The sequence below is a fragment of the Dactylosporangium sp. NPDC050588 genome, from assembly GCF_040654975.1.
Lineage (GTDB): Bacteria > Actinomycetota > Actinomycetes > Mycobacteriales > Micromonosporaceae > Dactylosporangium > Dactylosporangium maewongense.
Window position 1 is genome coordinate 90,700 of sequence record NZ_JBFAJA010000040.1, and the last position, 16,948, is coordinate 107,647.

Genomic DNA, 16,948 nt, shown 5'->3' on the forward strand with positions numbered 1-16,948 from the left:
CGATGAGCGCGAACGGTCAGAATGCCAGGGCGAGGTTGACCAGGGTGGCCGAGCACGCGTGGACCTGCTCGATCGACACCTTCTCGTCGGGGCAGTGCCCGTAGCCGACGCCCGGCCCGTACTGCACGGCCGGGATGCCCCCGATGTTCGTCAGCAGGCGCAGGTCGGAGCCGTACGGCGCGCCCACGACCGCCGGCTCGGCGGCGAACGGGGAGCCGGCGTGGGTGGAGGTGTGCGCGTCGAGGACCCGCCGGACCAGGTCGGTGCCGGAGGGGCAGCGGCCGGACGCGAACTGCCCGCCCCACCACTCGACCGTCACCGGGTGCTCCTTCAGCCACGGGTCGGCGGCGCACGCCTCCGCGACGGTCCGCTCGAACGCGGCGCGCGCCTCGTCGACCGGCTCGTCGAGCGCGACCCCGAAGCGGCCCTCGGCGACCAGCAGGTCCGGCACCGTCGACGCCCAGTCGCCGGCCCGCACGGTGCCGATCTCCAGGGGGTACGCGATGTCCCACCGCCGCATCATCGGGTCGACCGACCGGTTCCGGGACGCCTCCAGGGCCCGCAGCACCGGGAAGACGATCTGGAACTTCTCGACCGCGCTCACGCCGCTGGTGCGGGCGCAGGCGTGCGCGGCGAGGCCCGGCACCCGCAGCCGGAAGGTGAGCGCGCCGCCGTTGGCGGCCAGGACGTCCAGCGCGGTCGGCTCGGTGATGACGCACGCGTCGGCGCGCCAGCCGCGGTCGAGGGTCGCATAGGTGCCCAGGCCCCCGTCCTCCTCGCCGACGACCGCCGCGAGCAGGACGTCGCCGGGCAGCCGGGTGCCGCTGCGGTGCAGGGCGAGCAGGGCGGCCAGTGCCGCGGCGAAGCCGCCTTTCATGTCGCAGGCGCCGCGGCCGTACACGTGACCGTCGGCGACCCGCCCGGAGAACGGGTCGTCGGACCAGGTCGACAGGTCACCGGGCGGGACCACGTCGAGGTGCCCGTTGAACATGAGCGTGCGGCCGCCGCCGGTGCCGGGCAGCCGGGCGACGAGCCCCCACGCCTCGGACCGCTCGACCTCCATGCCGGGGAAGTCGGGGCGGCCGGCGAGGTCGGCGACGGGGATCTGCCACAGGTCGGTCTCGACGCCTTCCGCCGCGAGCAGGCCGGCGACGTGACGCACGATCTCGCCCTCCGCTTGGGTGCCACCCACACTGGGTACGCGGACCAGGTCGACGAGCGTGCGGATGGTCTCGTCGCGGGAGCTGAGGAGAGCGTTGTGGACGTCCATCCGGGCAATGTATGTCGTTGACGCTGCTGTCGTACAACATCCTGACCGGTGCGAACGGCGGGCGGCTGGACGCCGTGTGCGAGGTCATCGATGCCGCGGCGCCCGACGTCGCCGCGGTGCAGGAGCTGCGCGGCGACCCGCCCCTGGCGGAGCGCACCGGGATGCGCCTGCACGTGGCGCCGCCGCGGACCGGGCAGCCGGTCGGGCTGCTGGTCGCGCCGCGCCTGCGGATCCTGCGCCACGGCGCGGTGCCGGGAAGCTTCCATCACGGGGCGGCATGGGTGGAGATCGACACGGCGGCGGGCCCGCTGACCGTGGTCAGCACGCACCTGTTCCCCTATTGGGGCAGGATCCGCCTGTACGAGGCCCGGCTGCTCGCGGCCTTCGCCAGGCGGCGGGAGCGGGTCGTCCTGATGGGCGACTTCAACTCGCTGTCCCCGTCGTCCGGCCCGCCGGGCGACGTCCGGCGGCGGCACCGCACCTGGTTCGGGCGGGGCGGGGTGGACACCCGGGCGATGGCGCTGCTGGCCCGCCGCGGCCTGGTCGACGTGTTCCAGGCGGTCGGCGAGGGGCCGGGCTGGACGGTGCCGACGGCGCTCGGCGGCGAGGAGTTCACGCGGGCGCGGCTGGACTACATCCTGGCGTCGCCGGCGGTCGCCGGGGACTTCACGACGTGCCGTGTGGTGACCGGCGGCGGGACTGCGTCCGCGTCGGACCATTTTCCGGTGCTGGCGACGTGCGCGACGGACCCCGCGGGTCGATCTGCTCCTTGACCGGCGCCGGTCTGCGGTGCCCGCCGAGCGGCGGGTTCGCGACCCAGCGGATCACGGGGCCCTGGCCGGGTGCGGGCAGCCAGCCCAGGAACCGCGTCCACAGCTGGTCGGCGCCCAGCTGGCGCAGGTCCTCGGCGGCGTCGGCGACCCGCAGCGCCATCATCGTGCGCAGCGCGGCGGGGCTGTCGCCGTGCTCCGCGACGAGCTGGTCGCGCTTGGCCTGGCAGGGCCACGGCTCGCGACATCCCGTGCACAGCCAGGTCGGCCGGCCCGGGATGTGCGCGATTGTCACCCCAGACTCCCGGGCCGGGCGAGCTCGAGGCGTCGCAGGGCGTAGACGAGGACCGAGTTGCGGGCGGCGACGTACTGGTCGCACGGCCACGGCTGGTGGCAGTCGCGGCACTGCTCCGCACGGTGGAGTTTGGCGGCCAGCCAGCTCTTCGGACGGGGCTGGTGGCGGCGGCGCTGGCGGACGAGCTCTTTGAGGTCCATCGCGGGGGGTCCTTGTCAGGTCGCCGATGTGGGGTGGGTGGGCAGCTCACAACGGAGCGAGGTGTGCAGGACGTGCTGGTGCGTCACCAGGGGGGTCCGGCGGCGCTGGGTGTGGCGTTTGGCGCGGTACATGGCGGCGTCGGCCCGGTGCACGGCATCGGCGAGGTGCGCGCTGGGCTCGACCGGGACCAGCCCGACCGACGTGCTGACCGAAACGACCTGACCGCCGAGCCGCATCGGGGCGGCGAGCATGTCGGCGAGCCGGGCGGCCTGCTCGTCGGGCTCCCCGTCGCGTTCGGGGATGAGGCCGGCGAACTCGTCGCCGCCGAGCCGGGCCACGATGCCCCGCCGCGGGCCCTCGCCCGCGCACGAGGCGAAGCGGTGCCCGATGGTGACCAGGACCTCGTCGCCGGCGGAGTGCCCGTAGACGTCGTTGATCTGCTTGAACCCGTCGACGTCGAGCACGACCGCGACCAGGGGGTGCGCCTGCGGGTCGCAGACGAGCTCGGCGCCCCGTGAGTAGAAGGCCCGGCGGTTGGGCAGGCCGGTCAGCGGGTCATGGCAGGCGGCGTGGCGCTCCGCGGTCAGCTGCCGTCGCAGGCGGGTCACCCGGCGCTGGGACACCCACGCCGCGCACGCTCCGGCCGCCACGGCCGCACCGGCCAGGAAGGCGAGAGGGTCCATGCGCGCGTCCTCCAAGATCGTAGCTGGGGAAGCCACCCGATCATTTGGGCACGAACGTCCGGTTCTGGTCACAAATTGTGAGCGTCCCCGCACATTCGCACATGCGCTAGCATGCGCGTTATCGGCTGCATACGCAAGAGCCGATGCACGTGCAGACGCCGATTCTCGGCAAACTTTCAACTACATGTTGCAGAGAGATGTCCATGGAGCAGACGTACAACGGGATGCCGGCCGGCGAGCTGCCGGGCGTCACCTGGCAGAAGAGCCGCCGTAGCAACCCCAGTGGCAACTGCGTCGAGCTGGCCCCCCTGCCAGACGGGACCGGCTTCGCGATGCGCAACTCGCGCGACCCGCAGGGGCCCGCGCTCATCTACACCTACGACGAGATCGCCGCCTTCATCGCCGGCGCCCGCGACGGCGACTTCGACAACCTGCTGGACGGCTGAGGATGTGACGGTCGGGGCGGGCTCGCTGGAGATACCGCCGATCGATGCGAGCCCACTCCCGCTTACTGTCGGGTCATGGCATGCTTACTCCGGCTCGCCCACGGGACGGCACCATCATGGGAAGGTTCGCCAGGACGGACCGCTCAGGAACGGATCGCCGCGGGGCCAGTGGGTGACAGGGCGGCGTCCAGGACTCGGAGGCAGTAGGTGACGACCGGAACACCGGAAGGCGGCGCGGCCGGAGGCCCCACGGTCCTCCGGATGCTGCTGGGCGCCCATCTGCGCCGGCTCCGTGAGGCGCAGGGCGTGACCCGCGAGGACGCCGGCTGGGAGATCCGCTCGTCGGAGTCGAAGATCAGCCGGATGGAGCTCGGCCGCGTCGGCTTCAAGGAGCGCGACGTCGCCGACCTGCTCACCCTGTACGGGCTCGACGACGACGAGGAGCGCACCCGGCTGCTCGCCCTCGCCCGCGACGCCAACAACCCCGGCTGGTGGCACCGCTTCGGCGACGTGCTGCCCAACTGGTTCCAGTCCTACCTCGGGCTCGAGGCCGCCGCGGCCCTCATCCGCACGTACGAGGTCCAGTTCGTGCCGGGCCTGCTGCAGACCAAGGAGTACGCGCGGGCCGTCGTCCTGCTCGGCCACGGCCGCGCCAAGGCCGACGAGATCGACCGCCGGGTCGAGCTGCGGATGGCCCGCCAGCAGGTCCTCACCCGTGCCGACGCGCCGAAGCTGTGGGTCGTCGTCGACGAGGCCGCGCTGCGCCGCCCGATCGGCGGCACCCACGTCATGCGCGGCCAGGTCGACGCGCTGCTGGAGGCCAACACGCTGCCCAACGTGCGGCTGCAGGTCATCCCGTTCAACGCCGGCGGCCACGCCGCGGCCGGCGGCGCGTTCACCATCCTGCGCTTCCCCGACCAGGACCTGCCCGACGTCGTCTACATCGAGCAGCTCACCAGCGCCCTCTACCTCGACAAGCGCGACGACGTCGACCTGTACGCCGAGGCGATGGAGCGGCTGTGCGTCGAGGCCCGCCCGCCGACGGAGACGCAGAAGGTCCTCGAGGAGATCCGGCGCGATCTGGAGGCGTAGCAAGGGGGTAATTTCCCTTGTATGGGATCTTTGTCAGGAACCGTCGCGCTGGTCACCGGCGCCTCCAGCGGGATCGGTGAGGCGGCCGCCCTCTCGCTGGCCTCCCGCGGCGCCGCCGTCGCGCTCGCCGCCCGCCGGGCCGACCGGCTCGCCACGCTCGCGGAGCGCATCCGCGCCGACGGTGGCACCGCCCTGGTCGTCGAGGCGGACGTCACCGAGCAGTCGGCCGCCGTCGCCGCGGTACACCAGACGGTGAGCGAGCTCGGTCGGCTGGACACCCTCGTGAACAACGCCGGTGTGATGCTGCTCGGGCCCGTGGTCGACGCGCCCGTCGAGGAGTGGCAGCGCATGGTCTCCGTCAACGTCATGGGGCTCATGTACTGCGCCCACGCCGCGCTCCCGCACCTGCTCGCCGCGGCGGCCGACGGTCCGCGCCGGGTCGCCGACATGGTCAACGTCAGCTCGGTCGCGGGGCGGGTCGCCCGGAACGGCAGTGGCGTCTACAACGCCACCAAGCACGCCGTCGGCGCCTTCAGCGAGGCACTCCGCCAGGAGGTCACCGGCCGCTACGTCCGCGTGTCACTGGTCGAGCCGGGGGCCGTCGCCACCGAGCTCGCCGGGCACAACCGCCCCGAGATCCTGGAGGGCATCAAGCAGCGCTTCGCCGACATGCAGCGCCTCGAGGCCGAGGACATCGCCGACACGATCACCTACATCGTCACCCGGCCCCGGCACGTCGCGGTCAACGAGCTGCTGGTGCGACCCACGCAACAACAGGCCTGAATCCCGTTTGCTCTGCTCAAGGGCGGGCACGAGGTGGGCGAACGCGACAATCACGAGTTCTTCGGAGGAACGAATGAGTGGCGTGACCGAGACCATCGACGTCCACGTGCCCGTGCGCACCGCGTACAACCAGTGGACGCAGTTCGAGTCCTTCCCGCAGTTCATGAGCGGCGTCGAGTCGATCAGGCAGGTCGACGACCGTCGCACCCACTGGGTGACGAAGGTCGGCGGCGTCCGGCGCGAGTTCGACGCCGAGATCACCGAGCAGCACCCCGACGAGCGGATCGCCTGGAGGAGCGTCGGCGGCGACACCAAGCACGCCGGCGTCGTCACCTTCCACCGCCTCGGCGACCGGGACACCCGCGTGACCGTCCAGCTCGACTGGCAGCCCGAGGGTGTCGTGGAGAAGGCCGGCGCCGCCGTCGGCGTCGACGACCTGCAGGTGAAGACCGACGCGAAGCGATTCAAGAAGTACGTCGAGGAGCACGGCGCCGAGACCGGCCAGTCGCGGGGCGACGTCCCGCGCACGGGCCTGTAGCCGATCTCGTCGCAGGGTTTTCCGGGGGCGCCGCTTCTCGCGGCGCCCCCTTCCCGTGCCGCTCAGCGCAGCGCGCGCTCGATCCGGTCCAGGGCGTCGTTGCGGGGGGTCGCGCGGTCCAGGAGGTTGGCCTGGCCGGAGGCGAGGATGCCGGCGACGACCGGGGTCTCGGCCTTCTCGATCTCGCGGTCGGCGGCCTCGGCGGCGGCGCGGGCGATCTGTGCCGCCTCGCGGCCGGGGAGCGCCTGCCACGTCGGCAGGAGGGTGTGGTTGAGCGCGTCGTCGTACCACGGCGGCACGCTCGGCGGCGGGAGCTCGCCGGAGCGCCAGCGTCGCACCAGGGTCTGCGCCCACCGGTCCCAGAACGCGAGCTGGGCGAGCACGGTGGCGACGCTCCAGCTGGGGGTCACCGGCCGGGCGAGGTCGTCGTCGCCGAGGGAGTCGATGAGGGCGGTCAGGCGTTGCCGCGTGGCGGCGTTCTCGTCCAGGGGTACGCGTTCCACTCCTGCAACGGTAAGGGCGCCGGTGCGGGTCCGCACGGCGAGCGCGACGGCCGATTCCCGCCAGCCTCGAACCCCTTGCGTGGGACAGGATCGGGGCATGTTCACAGTGCACGCGATCGACCCCGCGATCCTGGAATCGGTGCGGGGCAAGGGAATCGACGTCTCCGGCAACCCTGTCGTGGAGCAGGACGCGAGTGGGGGCGAGCCGCTGCGGTGCTGCCTGCGCGACGCGGTGGCGGGGGAGCGGCTGATGCTGTTCGGGTTCGAACCGGTGCTGCCGGCGAGCCCGTACCGGGAGATCGGCGCCGTCCTCGCCCACGCGCGGCGGTGCGGCGGGCCCGCCGGGACCGGCTACCCGGAGGGCTGGCGCGGCCGGTCGCAGGTGCTGCGGGCCTATGACGCGCGCGGATGGATCCATCCCGCGACCCGGGTCCACGACGGCGGGGACCCGGAGGGCGTCATCGCCGACGTGTTGTCGGATGCGGCGGTGGTACGGGTGGACTCCCGCAACGTCGCCTACGGCTGCTTCATGTTCACGGTCACGCGATCCATGTGACTTATCCGACCGGAGTTATAGGGAAATCGCCCGGAAACATTGACGGACGTGCGCACGTCGTGATCTGATCCCGACCCAGAGGATTTCTCACATTCGATGGGATCGAGGAAACCGCCGTGTCCGTGTTCCGTCGTACCGCGCTCGTCGTGGCGGGCGTGCTGGTCTCCGCCGGCGCGGCGGTCGTGCCGGCGCTGCCCGCCGCGGCCGCCCTGCCGACCGCCGCCGTCGCCCTCGGCGACAGCTTCATCAGCGGGGAGGGCGCCGGCAGCTACCAGCCGGTCGTCGACGTCAACGGCGTCGCGCAGCCGTTCCCCGGCTGGTCGGCGCCCAACACCAACGCCTTCTTCTGCCACCGCTCCGCCAACGCGTCGCTCAACCAGGCGGCGCTGCCCGGCATCCAGGCCCGCTTCAACCTGGCGTGCTCCGGCGGCCGCCCGCACGACATCGCCAACCCGTCCGGCGCCCGCGACAAGGGCCGCTCCGTCGCCGCGCAGCTCGACCAGCTCCGGGCCGTCGCGCAGACCCACGACATCGACCTGGTGCTGATCGGGCTCGGCTCCAACAACAGCTCGTTCACGTTCGGCGACGTGGCCGAGAAGTGCGCGAACCGGTTCATCGCCGACGCGTGGACCGGCTGGTGGGAGTTCTGGGCCTACCTGAACGGCCCGGTCGAGCAGGAGCCGTGCACGGCCGCCGACCTGGCGACCGCGGCGCAGGTCCAGGCGGCGACCGCCGAGACGATCGCCGCCGCCCGGCAGATCATCGCCACCCTCGACCAGATCGACGCCGACGGGCAGCACCGGGTGGTGTTCCAGGACTACACGAACCCGCTGCCGCTGGACCTCGACCAGACCTACTGGGAGGAGGACGGCCGGCAGGACGACCGGGACAAGTTCCGCGACCTCGGCGCCGAGCGGTACGCCGCCGGCTGCCCGATCCACCGGGCCAGCCTCGCGCCCGGGCACGGCTTCTCGCAGGGCCTCGGCACGATCGTGCGCACGACCCGGGACACCCTCGCCGCCGAGTTCCCCGGCGACGACCTGGTCTACCTCGACGTGCAGCACGCCTTCGACGGCGCGCGGCTCTGCGAGCGCTCCGGCAGCCCCGGCAACGCCCTGGCCACCCCGATCCGCCTGCAGGACGGCGCCTCGGGCGTGTTCGTGACCAGCCTCGCCGGCAAGGACAAGATCGCCATCCAGCGGATCGCGAACACCTGCGTCACGTACTTCCAGACCTGCCAGGAGTCGTGGCACCCCAGCGCCGCCGGCCACGCCGTCCTCGGCAAGTGCCTCACCGGCGCCGCCTCGGCCACCGCCCGCACCGTCACCTGCACCCGCAAGCCCGACGGCACGATCGTCACGGCCTGACCCACCGGGCGCCCCTTGCCACCCCGGACGGCAAGGGGCGCCCCACCGTTTCCTGGTGCCTCCGGTGCGCCATGGCGGGCACGCTACCGGCGCAGGGCGCGCTCGTAGCAGACGGACAGGGTGGAGCCCGCGTAGACGCCGAAGAGCGGGATCTCGTGATAGCCCTCGCGCCGGTAGAAGCGCTGGGCGTCGGGCTGCTCGGTGCCGGTCTCCAGGCGCAGCGTCGTCCAGCCGCGGGCCAGGGCGGCGTCCTCCAGGCCGCGCAGGATCGGGGTCGCGACGCCGGTGCCGCGGGCGTCCGGGACCACGTACATCCGCTTGACCTCGGCGGAGGTCGCGTCGAGGTGCCGCAGCGCCCCGCAGCCGACCGGGCCGCGGCCGGCGGTCGCGACCAGGAACAGGTCGATGTCGTCGCCGGACGGCGGGCCGCCCGGCTCGTGGTCGTCGCTGCCGTAGCGGGCGTCGAGCTCGGCCCGCTGCGCGGCGCGCAGGGCGGCCCCGTCCGGGTCGTCCCAGCCCCGCTCCTCGATGATCCAGTCGGTCATGGCTGGTACCGTAACAGTTGTTACGAGACGGATGGAGTGCGACGCGTGCCACACGAGGAGCGGCTGTCGAAGGCGGTCTGGGACGTCCTCGCGGAGCAGGGCCTGGAGCGGCTGACGATCCGCGCCGTGGCCGCCGCCGCGGGCTGCACGACCGGCCTCGTCATGCACAGGTTCCCCAACCGGCGGGCGCTGCTGCGGCACGCCCGGCAGCTGCTGCACGAGACGACCAAGGCCCGCGTCGAGACCCTGGAGGCCGCCGCGGCCTCGCCCCGCGCCGCGCTGCGCGCGATCCTGCACCAGGGGCTCGCCCTCGACCCGCAGACGGTCGCGGAGAGCACCGTCTGGCTCGGGTTCCTCGCCGCGGCCGTCGCCGACGAGGAGCTCACCGACCTGCACCGGGTCAACAGCCGGGCGTGGCGGACGAGGGTCGGCCGGCTCGTCGAGACGTGCGGCCCGCCGCAGGACCCGGCCACCGTCACCGTCGCGCTCATCGCCATGGTGGAGGGCGCGGCGGCGTTCGCGGCGGCCGACCCGTCGGCGTATCCGCCGGCCGTGCAGGAGGCGATGCTGGACTCCGCGCTCGCCGCCTTCGGCCTGTCGGAGGACCCCGGCGGGCGGCGCTAGCGCGGGCTCTTCCGGCGGATCGTGTACTCCAGGCGCAGGAACGGCAGCCCGAACACCGCGAACGCGTGCACGGCCCGCAGCTCACCGTTGTCGACGTACACGTCGAGCTCCTCGGCGAAGCCGCTCACCGCAAGGGTCGTCAGCTCGCGGGTGTCCGCGTCGATGTGGCTCAGGTAGTGCCCGGTCTGCCCGTCGTGCGCGGAGCTGGTGAGGACCAGCCCGTGCTCGCGCTGCCGCGGCGCGAGCGTCGCGGTGAAGTTCGCCTGCGGCAACGGGAAGCCCACGCTGACATAGCCGCGGCCCTCATGCCGGTACGTCGTGTAGATGCCGACGTAGATCGGCTCGTCGGTGTCGGCGTAGCTGCGGATCCAGCCGCGGGTCTGCAGGCCGTCGCCGGTGGTGACGGTGTCGATGCGGCTGCGGACCCCGCGCAGCGCCTCCCGCTGGTTCATCGGCACGTTCGCCTGCCCGAGCGGCCGGGCGACGAGGTTGCGGTACAGCAGATACCCGGGCCGCACCCAGGCCCGCCAGCGCGGCACGATGTCGAGCGTGAACCGGGTCGTGTGCTCGTAGAACTCCCGCACGAGCGGCGGCACCGCGCCGGGGTCGAAGCCCGGCCCCGCGAGGACGTCGAGGTCGGCGACGATGCCGACGTCCGGCGCCGCCTCCCGGTACGTGCCGCCGGTCGCCTCGGCGAGCGCCCGGACGTAACCGGTGCCGACATACCTGGTCCGCGCCTCGAGGGGCACGACGAACGGCAGCCGCTCCGCCGGCACCCGCTCCGCGAGGAGGCTGACCTGCGGATCCCGGAACACCAGCTGCGACACCGTCCGGAACGCCACGACGCTCGCCGCGGCGACCTGCGCCGGCGGCCGGTCGCGCAGCGCCGCGCCGACGGCGAGCCCGACCACCGGCCCGAGCGCCACCTTGTGCGGCCTGATCCCCATCGCCCCGGCGACCGCGCCGCTCGCCACACCCACCGCGAGCGGGCTCGCGCCGGCCTTGCCGGCGGCCCACCCGACCGGTGCCGCGATCGCGCCGCTGGCCGCGACCCGCGACCACACCGCGGGGATCTCGCCCGGCCGCTGCCTGGCCCGCGCGAGCGCGTCGACGCCCGCCAGGGCGCCGGCGCCCAGCACCGCACCCGCGACCGCGCCGCGCGGCCCGCGGTGCGCCCCGAGGGCCGCGCCGGCCAGCGCGCCCATCGCCGCGGCGAACCCGATCCCCTGCGCCCGCTTCGCGTCCATGGCGTCTGTTGTACACGTGGGCCGTCCGGCGGCGCCGCCCGGTCGGTGGCCGCCGGGTGTGGTGCAAATTCGTCTGATTTTTGAGAAATACCCACTTTGTCGGTCAGGTGCCATAGCGTCCCGTTGGAGTGGATCAATCAAGCGCACCAGGGACCAGGGGCATGATGTCGCCAAGGAACTTCCGATCGCGTCGATTGGCGGCGGCATGCGCCGTCGCGTCATTGCTGGCACTGATCGGGCTGTCCGCGCCCGCCTCGGCGGACCCCGGCACCGGGCGCGGCCCGTCGCCGCGGGCCACCACCGAGGCCCGGGACGCCAGGCCCGCCACCGGCGAGCCCACCGGCAAGCCGGCCGCCGTCAGGTCCGGCAGCGCGAAGGCGGGCACCAAGGCCAGCACCAAGGCCGGCGACAAGACGAACCTCAAGACGAACGGCAAGACGAACGCCAAGACCGGCGACAAGGCGGGCGGCAAGGCCGGCAAGAGCGGGGCGGCGGGCAAGGGGAGCCCCAGCACGCCGGCCGGTGCCGGCAGCCCGGCCGCGACGGCTCGGTCAGGCTCGGCCGGCGCCGGTGCCAGCGCCTCCGCCGCCGGCAAGACCGTGCACGGGTTCGCGCGGACGCTCTCGACGCACGCGCGGCCGGCCGCCCCCGGGCTGACGGCGCCGCCGCCTCCGCCGGCACCCTGGCACGGCAACGGCGTCCCGGGGACGGCGACCGTCGAGGCGACGCCGAGCCCCGGCGGGGTCGGCGAGCCGCTCTCGCCGACCATCACCTCGATCGTCGAGACCACGACGACGTTCACGGTGGCGTGGACCGCGGCCCCGGGTGCCACGAGCTACCTGGTGAGCGTCAACGGCAACGGCATCTCCCAGTGCACGGTCAGCCCGTGCACGTTCTCCAACCTGATCTTCCCCGGCGTCAACCGGGTGGTCGTGTACGCGTACGTGGGCGGCCAGCCCCGGTCCAGCGCCGTCTGGCTGGCGCAGCTGCTGACCGCGGCCGGCGTGCCGCAGGTGTCGTCCTCCCGGACCGGCACGACCATCACGATCAGCTACCAGCCCGCCAGCGGCGAGACCGGCATCGACGACTACGAGACGGTCGCCACGGTCTCCGGCAGCAACCCGGTGGTGACGGTGCCGTGCACCGTGGCCACCGCCAACTCCTGCACCATCGCCGGGGAGGCCGGCACGTCCTACCAGGTCAAGGTCCGGGCCCACAACAGCGTCGGCTGGTCGACCTACCAGACCACCACGGTCACCGTCCCGCCGGTGCCCCCCGCGCCGACCGCGCAGGCCACGGTCAGCGGCACCAGCGTCACGGTCACCTGGGCCGAGCAGCTCGGCGTCACCGGGATCGTCGGGCACACCGTCCTGGTCAACCGGTCCGACGGCGGGAGCCCGGTCCCCGTGGCGTGCAACGCCCCGGCGACGGTCGAGGCCGCCAACCCGCCCGGTTGGGTGATCGGATCGTCGTGCACCTTCACCGGCGTCGTCGGCGCCACGTACTCGGTCGAGGTCCGCAGCTACAACTCCACCGGCCCGTCGACGGCCGGCACCACCACGGCGGTCCTCGCCAGCGCGCCCGCGGCCCCGGCCGTGACGACGTCGGTCTCCGGCAGCGCGATCACCGTCAACTGGACGCCGGGCAGCGACGGCGGCGCGGCGATCACCAGCTACGTGGTGACGCTGGTGCCGCAGAGCGCCCCGCTGACGCCGACGCTGCCCTGCGCCCCGCCGCTCGGCGCGCCGACGCCGCCGGTCAGCTGCACCGCGACCGGCGTGCCCGGCCAGACGTACGACGTCGCGGTCGCCGCGGTCAACGTCGCCGGCACCTCCACCGCCGGCACCTCCACCGCCGCGGTCGCCGCGGTCGCCCCGGCCGCGCCGACGGTCACCACCGGCACGTCCGGCACCACGATCACGGTCAACTGGACCCCGAACGCCACCGGCGGCGCGGCGATCACCGCGTACCAGGCGACGGTCACCCGGCAGGGCATGCCGGCGACGGTGCTGACCTGCACCCCGGCAACGCCGACGAGCACGACCTGCAGCACCACCGGCGCGCCCGGCTCGGTGTACGACGTCGTCGTCACCGCGACGAACAGCGCCGGCACCTCCCTGGGCGGGACCGCCACGGCGACGGTGGCGGCGGTCGCCCCGTCGGCGCCGACCGTGTCGCCCACCGTCTCCGGCAGCGTCATCACCGTCGCGTGGACGCCGAACTTCAACGGCGGCGCGGCGATCACCAGCTACGTGGTGACGCTGGTGCCGCAGAGCGCCCCGCTGACGCCGTCGCTGACCTGCACCCCGCCGCCCGGTGGACCGACGCCGCCGGTCAGCTGCACCGCGACCGGTGTGCCCGGCGAGACCTACGACGTCGAGGTCGTCGCAGTGAACAGCGCCGGCAGCTCCACCGCCGGCACCGGCACCATCACGGCCGCCGCGGTCGCCCCGGCCGCGCCGACGGTGACCGCCGCGTCGTCGGGCACCACGATCACGGTCAACTGGAGCCCGAACGCCACCGGCGGGGCGCCGATCAGCGCGTACCAGGTCACCGTGACCCGGCAGGGCACCCCGGCCACCGTGCTGACCTGCATGCCCGCGACCCCGACCGGCACCACGTGCAGCGCCACGGGCGTGCCCGGCGCGACCTACGACGTCGCCGTCACGGCGCAGAACAACGCCGGGGTCTCGGTCGGCGGCACCGCGTCGGTGACCCTCGAGGCCGCGGTGCCGGCCGCCCCGGCGGTCAGCGCCTCGGTCGACGGCGGCCTGATCAAGGTGGCCTGGACGCCGGGTGAGACCGGCGGCGCGCCGATCCTGTCCTACACGGTGACGGTGTCCCGCTCCGGCGGCGCCGGCCCGGCCGCGCCGGACTGCGCCACCGCGACGCCGCTCGCCACCACCTGCAGTTTCGCTGGTATCCCCGGTGCCGGCTACACCGTGTCGGTGGCCGCGGTCAACGTCAAGGGCGCCTCGCCGACCGGCACGGCATCCGTCACGGCGCCGGCGGTCACCGCCCCGGTCGTGACCGTCGTGCCCGGCGACACGACGATCGACGTGACGTGGACGGTGCCCCAGCCGGCCGGCGCGGTCACCGGGTACACCGTGACGGCGACCCCCGCGACGGGCGCACCGGTCACCGCGACGGTCACCGGCGGCTCGACGACGAGCCACAAGCTGACCGGCGTGACCAACAAGGTCACCTACCAGGTGACGGTGGCCGCGACGGTGGCCGAGGGCGACGCGACGGCCAGCGCCCCGCTCGCGGTCACGCCGGCGGCACCCGTGACGGTGCCGGCGACCGTGCCGCCGACGGCCGTCGACGGCGTCCTCACGTCGAGCGCCGGCACGGCACTGCCGAGCGCGGGCCGGCCGACGACCCTGGTCGGCACCGGGTTCGCACCGCGGACGTGGGTGCAGCTGCTGGTCTTCTCCAGCCCGACCGCGCTGGGCACCGCCCTCACCGACGAGAACGGGTCGTTCAGCAAGCAGGTGACCGTGCCGGCCGGCCTGGCCGGCGAGCACACGTTCGTCTCGATGGGCACCGACCCGTCCGGCACCCTGCGGGTGCTGAAGCTGGCGGTCACCGTCGGGGCCGCCCCGGCGGACGTCTCCGCGCCGGGCACCGGCGGTGGCGGCCTGCCCGTCACCGGCCCGCCGGTCACGCTCCTGACCCTCGCGGCGCTCGCGCTGATCGCCGGCGGTGCCGCGAGCCGGGCCGCGGGCAGCCAGATGCTCGCCGAGCGGCTGCGCGCGCTGCCGTTCCGCAGGCGTCGCTGACCGGGAAGCTGCCGGCCGGTCCCCGTCCGAGGGGTCCGGCCGGTCGCCGTCAGTAGCGGGCGGCGTACGTGGTCGGGGGCTCGCCGAACATGGCGGCGAAGTCCCTGCTGAGGTGGGCCTGGTCGACGTACCCGAGGTCGGCGGCGAGGCCGGCCCAGTCGACCGGGGCGCCGGGCGCGGCGGCCAGCACGTCGGTCACCTCCTGCAGGCGGAAGCGGCGCAGCAGCCACTTCGGGCTGACACCGACGTGCTCGGCGAAGAGGCGTTGCAGGTGCCGTACGCCCAGCCCGCACGCGCCGGCCAGATCGTCGACGCGGCGGAGGCCAGGAGTGGCGGCGGCGTGGCGTACACATGCGGCGGCCGCGTCACCGGCGGGGTCGGGCGGCGGGAGCACCCCGGCGAGGAAGGCGTCGACGGTCGCGCTGTCGCCGGGCGGCACGGCGGGGATGCCGGGGAAGACCTCCGCGGCGCGGACGGTGCGTCCCGTCAGGGAGCTCACGGGCGCACCGAGGAACCGGCGGAACGCGCCCGGGACGAACGCGACACCCTGGACGCCGCCGGCGCCGTGCAGCATCCGGGTGAAGTGACGCCGGTGGACGCCGCGGAGCAGGGGCTCGCCGCCGGTGGGAAACGTCAGCTGCACGCTCGGCGTCGGCGGGAGCAGCTGGCGGTAGCCGGGCTGGCCAGTCAGGTCCCAGGTCGCCCACCAGTGCCGGGCGACGACCCCCTCCAGGACCGGCGACGGCGCCGCGGCGCCGTGCCGCTGGAACGCCGACCACGCACCGCCCAGCTCCCTCGGGTCGCGCACCCCGCAAGGGTAGCCGTCGCGTTTGTCCAAGACCCGCGCGTGCCGCGGCGCCTACCGTTGCGCCGATGGAAGGACACCTGCTCATCGGCCTCGCCACTCCGGTGACCCTGAAGATCGTGGACGGCATCGACTCCCTGGACGCGGCGACGCCGTGCACCGGGTGGGACGTCCGGGCGCTCGTCAACCACCTGCTGCACTGGGCGCCGGCCCTGACCGGCGCCGCCCGCAAGGAGACCGTCGACCCGGGCCCAGAACAGGACCGCACCGCCGGCGACTGGCGCGCCCTGCTGCGCGCCCACCTCGAGTCGCTCACCACGGCCTGGACCGCCCCCGCGGCGTGGTCGGGCACCACCCGGATGGGCGGCCCGATGGACCTGCCCGCGGACATGGTCGGCGGCATGGTCCTCGGCGAGCTGGTCCTGCACGGCTGGGACCTCGCCCGCGCCACCGGCGTCGCCCCCCACTGGGACGATGTCGTTGTGCAGCGGGTGTACGAGGAGGTCGCCCGCACCGCCGACATGGGCCGCCAGATGAACGTGTACGGCGCCGAGGTCCCCGTCCCTCTGGCCGCCCCGCCGCTGTCCCGCGCCCTGGCCCTCAGCGGCCGCAACCCGTCCTGGACCCCCTGACCGCCCGTGCGATCAACCGCCTAGCTGTGCGGATGCATCGCGCAACGCCTACCAGGAGCTGACGGGCTGCGGCACGGGCCCGACAGCGACTTCCCAGCGGTGCATGATTCGCCCCCAGGCCACGGCCCGCCGGATCGCGCCGCGGCGGCTGGAAGACGCCAGGCCATGGGGCGGCGGGTCGCGGAACGGTGTGCGAGGGACGCCTGGTCCACGGAGCGCCGGGTCGTGGGGCCCGGCAGTGGAGTGCGCCTCTGGCCTTGGGCGGTGTGTTCCGGAGCGGCGGGTGGAAGGCGCGCCCGGTCTTGGGGTGGCGGGTCGCGACGCGGTGCGTGAAGGGCGCCTTGTCTGCGCAGTGGCGGGTCGTAGGGCGGCGGGTGCAAGGCGCGCCTGGTCTTGGGTCGCGGCGCGGTGTGGAGTGCGCCTGCTCCACGGGTCGGCGGGTCGCGGGGCGGTGCGCGAGGTGCTGACCGCGGGTCCGGCGGGCTCGGCAAGGTGGTGTGGAAGGCGCCTGGTCCACGGAGCGGCGGGTCGCGGCGTGGTGCGTGAAGGGCTCCTGGTCTGCGCAGCGGGTCGCGCAGCGGTGTGTGCCGGGTCGCGATGCGGCGGGCGAAGGCTCGGCAAGGTGGTGTGGAGGGCGCCTGGTCCTCCACGGAGCGGCGGGTCCGCGGCGTGGTGCGTGAAGGGCTCCTGGTCTGCGCAGCGGCGGGTCGCGCAGCTGTCGCGGCTTCCTGAAGACTGACCCCCAGCGGGTTTTTGAATCTTGACCCCTCCTCTTTGATGATCTTGGAGGGTGTTGAGCGTGGAGGACT

Annotated in this window: 18 protein-coding genes; 10 read left to right on the forward strand and 8 right to left on the reverse strand. The window is 74.0% G+C overall.

Going from position 1 to position 16,948, the window contains the following annotated elements:
* Positions 1-16: 16 nt before the first annotated feature.
* Positions 17-1,270, reverse strand: coding sequence for an ArgE/DapE family deacylase (locus AB0I21_RS27345; RefSeq protein WP_360565324.1), 1,254 nt, complete (start codon positions 1,268-1,270; stop codon positions 17-19).
* Between the two features lie 11 nt (positions 1,271-1,281).
* On the opposite strand from AB0I21_RS27345, the gene AB0I21_RS27350 reads away from it, so the two are divergent.
* Positions 1,282-2,043, forward strand: a complete 762-nt coding sequence (locus AB0I21_RS27350) for an endonuclease/exonuclease/phosphatase family protein (RefSeq protein WP_360565326.1) — start codon at positions 1,282-1,284, stop codon at positions 2,041-2,043.
* On the opposite strand, the gene AB0I21_RS27355 is transcribed toward AB0I21_RS27350, so the two are convergent.
* From AB0I21_RS27355 to AB0I21_RS27365, 3 genes are read right to left on the reverse strand one after another with little or no spacing between them, the layout of a single operon-like run.
* A complete protein-coding gene (locus AB0I21_RS27355; RefSeq protein ID WP_360565328.1) occupies positions 1,937-2,335 on the reverse strand; it encodes a hypothetical protein in 399 nt (132 codons plus the stop codon). The two genes, AB0I21_RS27350 and AB0I21_RS27355, sit on opposite strands and share 107 nt — an antisense overlap.
* Positions 2,332-2,535 carry a hypothetical protein gene (locus tag AB0I21_RS27360; RefSeq protein ID WP_344502625.1) on the reverse strand — a complete coding sequence of 68 codons (204 nt, stop codon included), beginning with the start codon at positions 2,533-2,535 and terminating at the stop codon, positions 2,332-2,334. Before AB0I21_RS27360 ends, AB0I21_RS27355 begins: the two co-directional genes overlap by 4 nt.
* Positions 2,536-2,550: 15 nt before the next feature.
* Positions 2,551-3,219: a GGDEF domain-containing protein gene (locus AB0I21_RS27365; RefSeq protein ID WP_360565330.1), complete on the reverse strand. Its 669-nt coding sequence runs from the start codon at positions 3,217-3,219 to the stop codon at positions 2,551-2,553.
* 203 nt (positions 3,220-3,422) lie between these two features.
* On the opposite strand from AB0I21_RS27365, the gene AB0I21_RS27370 reads away from it, so the two are divergent.
* The 4 genes from AB0I21_RS27370 to AB0I21_RS27385 all read left to right on the forward strand — a co-directional run bounded on the left by AB0I21_RS27370 (position 3,423) and on the right by AB0I21_RS27385 (position 6,078).
* A complete protein-coding gene (locus AB0I21_RS27370; protein WP_360565354.1) occupies positions 3,423-3,665 on the forward strand; it encodes a DUF397 domain-containing protein in 243 nt (80 codons plus the stop codon).
* Between the two features lie 261 nt (positions 3,666-3,926).
* Positions 3,927-4,757, forward strand: coding sequence for a helix-turn-helix transcriptional regulator (locus AB0I21_RS27375; RefSeq protein ID WP_344502805.1), 831 nt, complete (start codon positions 3,927-3,929; stop codon positions 4,755-4,757).
* Positions 4,758-4,778: 21 nt separating this feature from the next.
* Positions 4,779-5,540: an SDR family NAD(P)-dependent oxidoreductase gene (locus AB0I21_RS27380; RefSeq protein ID WP_360565331.1), complete on the forward strand. Its 762-nt coding sequence runs from the start codon at positions 4,779-4,781 to the stop codon at positions 5,538-5,540.
* 73 nt (positions 5,541-5,613) lie between these two features.
* Positions 5,614-6,078: an SRPBCC family protein gene (locus AB0I21_RS27385; RefSeq protein WP_360565333.1), complete on the forward strand. Its 465-nt coding sequence runs from the start codon at positions 5,614-5,616 to the stop codon at positions 6,076-6,078.
* Positions 6,079-6,140: 62 nt separating this feature from the next.
* Here the strand turns inward: AB0I21_RS27385 and AB0I21_RS27390 are convergent, their stop codons facing one another.
* A complete protein-coding gene (locus AB0I21_RS27390) occupies positions 6,141-6,581 on the reverse strand; it encodes a maleylpyruvate isomerase N-terminal domain-containing protein (protein WP_344502620.1) in 441 nt (146 codons plus the stop codon).
* Positions 6,582-6,678: 97 nt separating this feature from the next.
* Between AB0I21_RS27390 and AB0I21_RS27395 the strand changes: the two genes are divergently transcribed.
* Both AB0I21_RS27395 and AB0I21_RS27400 read left to right on the forward strand, forming a co-directional pair.
* Positions 6,679-7,137 carry a DUF1203 domain-containing protein gene (locus AB0I21_RS27395; RefSeq protein ID WP_360565335.1) on the forward strand — a complete coding sequence of 153 codons (459 nt, stop codon included), beginning with the start codon at positions 6,679-6,681 and terminating at the stop codon, positions 7,135-7,137.
* Positions 7,138-7,253: 116 nt separating this feature from the next.
* Positions 7,254-8,504 (forward strand): hypothetical protein, encoded by a 1,251-nt coding sequence (locus tag AB0I21_RS27400; protein ID WP_360565337.1) that lies wholly within the window; start codon positions 7,254-7,256, stop codon positions 8,502-8,504.
* 83 nt (positions 8,505-8,587) lie between these two features.
* Here AB0I21_RS27400 and AB0I21_RS27405 read toward each other — a convergent pair whose 3' ends face one another.
* A complete protein-coding gene (locus AB0I21_RS27405) occupies positions 8,588-9,049 on the reverse strand; it encodes a GNAT family N-acetyltransferase (RefSeq protein ID WP_360565338.1) in 462 nt (153 codons plus the stop codon).
* Positions 9,050-9,094: 45 nt separating this feature from the next.
* On the opposite strand from AB0I21_RS27405, the gene AB0I21_RS27410 reads away from it, so the two are divergent.
* Positions 9,095-9,673: a TetR/AcrR family transcriptional regulator gene (locus AB0I21_RS27410; RefSeq protein WP_360565340.1), complete on the forward strand. Its 579-nt coding sequence runs from the start codon at positions 9,095-9,097 to the stop codon at positions 9,671-9,673.
* Here AB0I21_RS27410 and AB0I21_RS27415 read toward each other — a convergent pair.
* Positions 9,670-10,920 (reverse strand): hypothetical protein, encoded by a 1,251-nt coding sequence (locus AB0I21_RS27415; protein ID WP_360565342.1) that lies wholly within the window; start codon positions 10,918-10,920, stop codon positions 9,670-9,672. The genes AB0I21_RS27410 and AB0I21_RS27415 overlap by 4 nt on opposite strands.
* Before the next feature lie 221 nt (positions 10,921-11,141).
* Here AB0I21_RS27415 and AB0I21_RS27420 point away from each other — a divergent pair, with 221 nt between their 5' ends.
* A complete protein-coding gene (locus tag AB0I21_RS27420) occupies positions 11,142-14,702 on the forward strand; it encodes a fibronectin type III domain-containing protein (RefSeq protein ID WP_360565344.1) in 3,561 nt (1,186 codons plus the stop codon).
* Between the two features lie 49 nt (positions 14,703-14,751).
* On the opposite strand, the gene AB0I21_RS27425 is transcribed toward AB0I21_RS27420, so the two are convergent.
* Entirely contained in the window at positions 14,752-15,510 is a 759-nt protein-coding gene (locus tag AB0I21_RS27425) for a helix-turn-helix domain-containing protein (RefSeq protein ID WP_360565346.1), read from the reverse strand.
* 65 nt (positions 15,511-15,575) lie between these two features.
* Between AB0I21_RS27425 and AB0I21_RS27430 the strand changes: the two genes are divergently transcribed.
* Positions 15,576-16,139: a TIGR03086 family metal-binding protein gene (locus AB0I21_RS27430; protein WP_360565347.1), complete on the forward strand. Its 564-nt coding sequence runs from the start codon at positions 15,576-15,578 to the stop codon at positions 16,137-16,139.
* The last annotated feature ends 809 nt before the right edge of the window (positions 16,140-16,948 follow it).

Bases quoted from the DNA above. Each gene is read 5' to 3' on its own strand.
- AB0I21_RS27430 (WP_360565347.1), top strand. From the start codon at position 15,576: ATGGAAGGACACCTGCTCATCGGCCTCGCCACTCCGGTGACCCTGAAG.
- AB0I21_RS27350 (WP_360565326.1), top strand. From the start codon at position 1,282: ATGTCGTTGACGCTGCTGTCGTACAACATCCTGACCGGTGCGAACGGC.
- AB0I21_RS27405 (WP_360565338.1), bottom strand. From the start codon at position 9,049: ATGACCGACTGGATCATCGAGGAGCGGGGCTGGGACGACCCGGACGGG.
- AB0I21_RS27345 (WP_360565324.1), bottom strand. From the start codon at position 1,270: ATGGACGTCCACAACGCTCTCCTCAGCTCCCGCGACGAGACCATCCGC.
- AB0I21_RS27385 (WP_360565333.1), top strand. From the start codon at position 5,614: ATGAGTGGCGTGACCGAGACCATCGACGTCCACGTGCCCGTGCGCACC.
- AB0I21_RS27370 (WP_360565354.1), top strand. From the start codon at position 3,423: ATGGAGCAGACGTACAACGGGATGCCGGCCGGCGAGCTGCCGGGCGTC.
- AB0I21_RS27360 (WP_344502625.1), bottom strand. From the start codon at position 2,535: ATGGACCTCAAAGAGCTCGTCCGCCAGCGCCGCCGCCACCAGCCCCGT.
- AB0I21_RS27380 (WP_360565331.1), top strand. From the start codon at position 4,779: ATGGGATCTTTGTCAGGAACCGTCGCGCTGGTCACCGGCGCCTCCAGC.
- AB0I21_RS27375 (WP_344502805.1), top strand. From the start codon at position 3,927: ATGCTGCTGGGCGCCCATCTGCGCCGGCTCCGTGAGGCGCAGGGCGTG.
- AB0I21_RS27415 (WP_360565342.1), bottom strand. From the start codon at position 10,920: ATGGACGCGAAGCGGGCGCAGGGGATCGGGTTCGCCGCGGCGATGGGC.
- AB0I21_RS27365 (WP_360565330.1), bottom strand. From the start codon at position 3,219: ATGGACCCTCTCGCCTTCCTGGCCGGTGCGGCCGTGGCGGCCGGAGCG.
- AB0I21_RS27395 (WP_360565335.1), top strand. From the start codon at position 6,679: ATGTTCACAGTGCACGCGATCGACCCCGCGATCCTGGAATCGGTGCGG.